Genomic DNA, 6,000 nt, shown 5'->3' with positions numbered 1-6,000 from the left:
ACATTTCACATTTTACCTTTTTAATTTTAAATCTCAACCATTTTACATCTCACATTTCACATTTTCACATTTTCCCTTTTTACAACTTACTGTTTTTTAAAATAATTCCTTAAATTCGCAATCACAAATAACAAAAGAAAAAATCGGCAAGTGAGTTTCGGAATTATAAACCTCCTTTTCGATAGTAAATACTAAAAACCAAAAAAATGAAATACGACGTTATTGTTTTAGGAAGTGGTCCTGGCGGATATGTTACAGCAATTAGAGCATCACAATTAGGCTTTAAAGTAGCTGTAGTTGAAAAAGAAAATCTTGGTGGTGTATGTTTAAACTGGGGATGTATCCCAACTAAAGCATTATTGAAATCAGCTCAGGTTTTTGATTACTTAAAGCACGCTTCTGATTACGGATTGAAAGTTTCTGAATTTGATAAAGATTTCCCTGCAGTTGTTCAAAGAAGCCGTGGTGTTGCTGAAGGAATGAGCAAAGGAGTTCAATTCTTAATGAAGAAAAATAAAATTGACGTTATCGAAGGTTTTGGAAAACTAAAACCAGGAAAAAAACTTGACGTTACAGATAAAGACAATAAAGTTACTGAATACAGCGCTGATCATATTATCATCGCAACTGGAGCTCGTTCTCGTGAGCTTCCAAACTTACCTCAAGATGGTGTAAAAGTAATTGGATACCGTCAAGCAATGACGTTGCCAACTCAGCCAAAATCTATGATCATTGTAGGTTCTGGAGCAATTGGAGTTGAGTTCGCTCACTTCTATAACTCTATGGGAACTGAAGTTACTATCGTAGAATTTATGCCAAACATTGTTCCTGTTGAAGACGAAGACGTTTCTAAACAAATGGAGCGTTCTATGAAAAAAGCAGGTGTAAAAATCATGACTAACTCTTCTGTAGAGAAAATTGATACTACAGGAAACGGAGTTAAAGCAACTGTAAAAACAGCAAAAGGAGAAGAAATTCTTGAAGCTGACATCGTACTTTCGGCAGTTGGAATCAAAACAAACATCGAAAATATTGGTTTAGAAGAAGTTGGAATCGCTGTTGACAGAGATAAAATCTTAGTAAACGCTTACAACGCAACTAACATTCCTGGTTATTATGCAATTGGAGACGTTACTCCAGGGCAGGCTTTAGCTCACGTAGCTTCTGCTGAAGGAATTAACTGTGTTGAAAAAATCGCAGGTTTACATGTAGATCCAATCGATTACGGAAACGTTCCTGGTTGTACTTATGCAACTCCAGAAATCGCTTCTGTAGGTTTAACCGAAAAACAAGCAAAAGAAAAAGGTTACGAATTAAAAATTGGTAAATTCCCATTCTCAGCTTCAGGAAAAGCAAAAGCTGCTGGTGCTGCTGACGGATTCGTAAAAGTAATCTTTGATGCTAAATACGGAGAATGGTTAGGATGTCACATGATTGGTGCTGGTGTTACTGATATGATTGCTGAGGCAGTTGTAGCTCGTAAACTAGAAACTACAGGTCATGAAATCCTTAAATCTATCCACCCTCACCCAACAATGAGCGAGGCAGTTATGGAAGCTGTTGCTGATGCATACGGCGAAGTAATTCACTTGTAAAAATAACCAGAGACGCATTTGCATCTCTTTGGTTACATATTATTTTCAATTTAAAAAGGTCCGGTTTGTGAAAGCAAACCGGATTTTTTTTTAATACCTATACAAACACTAACATTCAGCTCTTTTAAAAAATAATTTATAGTGTTATAAAAAAAACTTTTCCTAGCATATCCCAACAAAGCGATACTCTAATTTTGGCATTATTTTAAAAAATGAAAAAATGAAAACTAAAATTGCTATCCTTTTAATACTCTTTTTATCTATTATTGGATGCAAAAATACTGAAGAACAAAAAAAAGATTCTAGTGAAAATAAAGATTTAACTTCTTTAGAAAAACTTACTGAAGGAAACAAACGCTTTTTAACTGAAAACTCTGTACATCCCCATCAAAACAAAAAAACAATTCTAGAAAATCAAGATGGACAAAAACCATTTGCAGTTGTTATTACCTGTTCAGACAGCCGTGTATCACCAGAAATACTTTTTGATCAAGGAATTGGTGACTTATTCGTAATACGTAATGCAGGAAATCTAATTTCAGATATTGATATGGGAAGTATAGAATATGCCGTTGAGCATTTAAACACTAAACTAATTGTAGTTCTAGGCCATACAGAATGTGGCGCAGTAAAAGCCTACATTAATGACAAAGATGGAGCATACAAAAAACATTTTAGCCATATTGATAATATTGTAGAAACAATCGCTAACGAGACCGAAGAAATAGAAGCTGATAAAGTAACACCAAAAGCTGACAATTATTTAGGCGCCATAAATGCAAACATTAAACATTCAAGCAAACTTGTACAAGACAATTCTATTGTAAAAGAACACAAAGTTCAAATTGTTTCAATGAGATACGATGTTCATACAGGAAAAGTAGTTAAACTATAGTTTACACTTTATCAGTAAAAAATCAAAATCCGGTTTGTGAAAGCAAATCGGATTTTTTTTATGCCCAATTTAAAAACCCTCCTCTATTGTTTTTTTCTTCAATCAAAAGAACAATAACTTTGTCTAAACAACTCACTTCATAAGATCAGGTCGGTTTTTTTATTGTTAAAATTTAAACCGTTTATAAGATTTTTTTTATCTTGGAGTTAAAATATATTTACAGCCCGCAATTACAATTAAAATAACACAGAATGGAAAATACATCAATATTCTTTGCCGACGGAGAAAATCCAAAAATGATCGAAGCACACAAAAAAGCACAAGAAACCTTTAAATATTTCTGGAGAGAATTATCTTGGGAATACCGCCGTATAATTCCAGGACTTGATGTTGCTTGTGTAAAATTGGCTTTTACTCAAGAAATAGATGACGATATCCTAGTCGAACATATGTGGATCAACGATATCAATTTTGACGGCGATACTATTTATGGAACTCTAGTAAATCAGCCCGATGAATTAACCAATGTAAACAATGGAGACGAAGTACAAATACCAGTTAACCAAATAAGCGATTGGTTATTTGCTATTCAAGGTAAAACCTACGGAGCCTTTACGATACACGCAATGCGTTCAGAGATGAGCGAAGACGAAAGAAAAGAACACGACAAAGCCTGGGGTTTAGAATTTGGAGATTACAGCGATATTCAGGTTGTTTCAGATCAAAAAGAAAAACCAGAAAACCTTGTAGAACATCCAATGAGCAAAAACATGAAAGACAGCCTTGTTGATTTCTTAAAAAATAATCCTAATGAACTTACTTCAAAAGATGAATTAGGGTATACTTTTCTTCATCTCGAAACAATCGCAGGAAATCAAAGCTCAGTTGAAATTTTGCTGCAATCCGGAGCAGATACTAAAGCTAAAACTAACAATGGAAAGACTGCACTAGATTTTGCAAAACAGCTAAACTGGGAACATTTAATTCCTCTATTATAATGTAAAACAGTTAAAAATCCGATTGTTATACACCAATCGGATTTTTTTATTCCGCGAAAATAAATATTGACTTAAGGTAACAATTTGGAAACCGATTTCAATAATAAAGTACTAATTTTGCAGCTCCCAAAACAAAACCTGCAATGAAAAAATTATTATTCCTACTAACAATTTCTCTTTTTCTACCTCATTACATTTTTGCACAAACAAAAACTGATACTAAAAATATTTTTGCATCCTCGTATGATTATGTAAATGATTTCGAAAAAATTCTAACGCCAAATCAAATCAAGGATTTAACTACATTTTTAAAATCCAGTGAAACAAAAACTAAAAGTAAAATTGTAATTGTAACAGTATCTTCCATAACTCCGTATACCGATTTAAGCGATTACTCATTAGATTTAGACAAATATTTACTTTCTAAATTAAAAACAGATACGTCGCTTTTAATTATTATCAGCAAACAATTAAGACAAATTCAAGTTCAAGGCACCAATAAAATACAAGTTAAAATGAACGACCAAGAAATGAAAGATATTGTCTCTGCCTATTTTATTCCAGAATTAAAAAAAGGCGATTATTACAAAGCTCTAAAGGAAGGTACACTTCAGCTCGTTAAACAACTAGAATAAAATTTCAGCTATAATCCGATTTGCAAAAGTAAATCGGATTATTTTTTATTAGAAACTAAACCTGTTTGCAATCACTAAACTCCATCACTCCTCGGCAAACAAAAAAACATAAACAATTGATTTTTAATGATTTTATTTTAAAAAACAACTTACCTATACTTTTTTTTCATAATTTTAACAATAAATTTAATTCAAAAAAGATCCCTAAACTAAGTAATGCGCTTGCTAGATTACTAAATAAATTACAACTATTACCTCTTCATAAGAAACATTGATTTCTTATAAATATTAAGCAGAAAGATTACTTTCAACTTCTAAGTTTTTTAGAACCAGCTTTAGCTAAAACTAATCTGCAGGATGTTGAAAATTAAAATAATAAAATTTATATCCACTAAATAAATTAATGTTATGAAAAAAATCCTTCTTTCGTTCTTGTCAGTACTTCTCCTGACAGCCTGCAATAATAATCAAACCAGTAATACAGAGAAAAGCGACAGTTCAAATACTGCAGGAACAGAATTTAAACCTGCAAATATTAAGGAACAAATTTTGTATCAACGTGCAGTTGAAGCCGCAGTATGGGGCATGCCAGCGGTTAATTTTCAATTGATGTACAATGCACTTGCAAAAATAAACGGCAGTTACAATCAAGTTGTTATTTGGCCAAAACTGTTAGATTGGAAAAATCAAACTCTGACCCCAAATCCTGATGTAATTTATTTAATGCCTTTTTTCAATACAGAAAAAGCGGGTCCTGTTGTGCTCGAAATTCCACCAGCAGACAATGGAATTTTTAATGGCAGTATAATGACCTACTGGCAAAATGCACTTGAGGATGTTGGTCCCGGCGGAGTCGATAAAGGAAAAGGCGGAAAATATCTTTTTTTACCTCCTGGTTATGATAAAAGTAAAATACCTGCAGGTTATATCCCTTTGCAATCTGATACTTATACAGGTTATGCCCTTTTACGTTCTGTATTAAAAAGTGGCAGCGCTGCCGATGTTGCAGCCGCAGTAGCTTACGCCAAACGAATTAAAGTTTATCCGCTCAGCGAAGCTTCCAAAAACCCAACAACTGTTTTTGTCGATGCCAGTAATGAAATATACGACTCAAACATTCGCTATGATCATACTTTTTATGAAACATTAAATTCAATTGTACAAACAGAACCTTGGCTCACAAGAGATCGTGTAATGATCGATCCTTTAAAAACACTAGGTATTCAAAGAGGGAAGTCTTTTGCTCCTGACGCTCGTACTAAAGAAATTTTAACACAAGCCGTAAAAACAGCAAAAGAATGGCTTTTATATAATTACGAAATCATACCTCCTTTTTACAAAGACACGCATTGGTTTTTTCCTGCAGACGAAGACAATATTAAAAGCGTAAAAAGTGAATATTCTATCTCCGAAATTTATCCTATCGATAATAGAGCAGTTTGCTACATGATCGCTTTTTTTAGTGCCAAACATCTTGGAGAATCACAATTTTATTTAATGCAGATTGTAGACAAAGATGGTAACGATCTAGACGGTAACAGCACCTATAAAGTAAATGTTCCTGCAAATGTTCCTGTAAAACAATACTGGTCAATGACCGTTTACAATAGAGACACGCACACCTTTATTCGAAACCAAAAACGTGCAGGACGCTCCTCACAAAGTCCAGGATTAAAAACAAATAGCGATGGTTCTGTCGATTTATATTTTGGTCCAAATCCGCCTGCAAGCGGTGAGTCAAATTGGGTTCCAACAGATCCTAAAGGCAAGTTCGAAATATTAACTCGCTTCTATGGGCCAACACCTGCCTTACGTGATCAAAGCTGGAAATTAACTGATCTAGAAAAAGTTAAATAACGAAAACTAAAATATTCCCT

At 33.5% G+C, this 6,000-nt stretch carries 5 protein-coding genes; all 5 read left to right on the top strand.

Annotated elements, in window-relative coordinates; genetic code table 11:
* Nucleotides 1-206: 206 nt before the first annotated feature.
* Nucleotides 207-1,595 (top strand): dihydrolipoyl dehydrogenase, encoded by a 1,389-nt coding sequence (gene lpdA, locus B0A81_RS14865; RefSeq protein ID WP_089053238.1) that lies wholly within the window; start codon nt 207-209, stop codon nt 1,593-1,595.
* Between the two features lie 220 nt (nt 1,596-1,815).
* Complete coding sequence (locus B0A81_RS14860) at nt 1,816-2,490, top strand: carbonic anhydrase (RefSeq protein WP_089058768.1); 675 nt, start codon at nt 1,816-1,818, stop codon at nt 2,488-2,490.
* Between the two features lie 251 nt (nt 2,491-2,741).
* Nucleotides 2,742-3,488: a DUF2314 domain-containing protein gene (locus B0A81_RS14855; RefSeq protein WP_089058767.1), complete on the top strand. Its 747-nt coding sequence runs from the start codon at nt 2,742-2,744 to the stop codon at nt 3,486-3,488.
* Between the two features lie 143 nt (nt 3,489-3,631).
* Complete coding sequence (locus B0A81_RS14850; RefSeq protein WP_089058766.1) at nt 3,632-4,123, top strand: TPM domain-containing protein; 492 nt, start codon at nt 3,632-3,634, stop codon at nt 4,121-4,123.
* Between the two features lie 408 nt (nt 4,124-4,531).
* Complete coding sequence (locus B0A81_RS14845; protein WP_089058765.1) at nt 4,532-5,980, top strand: DUF1214 domain-containing protein; 1,449 nt, start codon at nt 4,532-4,534, stop codon at nt 5,978-5,980.
* Nucleotides 5,981-6,000 lie beyond the last annotated feature (20 nt).

This window comes from Flavobacterium plurextorum, from assembly GCF_002217395.1.
GTDB lineage: Bacteria > Bacteroidota > Bacteroidia > Flavobacteriales > Flavobacteriaceae > Flavobacterium > Flavobacterium plurextorum.
Note: the sequence above shows the minus strand (reverse complement) of the source record. Positions and strands in the feature narration are given on the sequence as shown.

Bases quoted from the DNA above. Each gene is read 5' to 3' on its own strand.
- B0A81_RS14845 (WP_089058765.1), top strand. From the start codon at position 4,532: ATGAAAAAAATCCTTCTTTCGTTCTTGTCAGTACTTCTCCTGACAGCC.
- lpdA (WP_089053238.1), top strand. From the start codon at position 207: ATGAAATACGACGTTATTGTTTTAGGAAGTGGTCCTGGCGGATATGTT.
- B0A81_RS14860 (WP_089058768.1), top strand. From the start codon at position 1,816: ATGAAAACTAAAATTGCTATCCTTTTAATACTCTTTTTATCTATTATT.
- B0A81_RS14855 (WP_089058767.1), top strand. From the start codon at position 2,742: ATGGAAAATACATCAATATTCTTTGCCGACGGAGAAAATCCAAAAATG.
- B0A81_RS14850 (WP_089058766.1), top strand. From the start codon at position 3,632: ATGAAAAAATTATTATTCCTACTAACAATTTCTCTTTTTCTACCTCAT.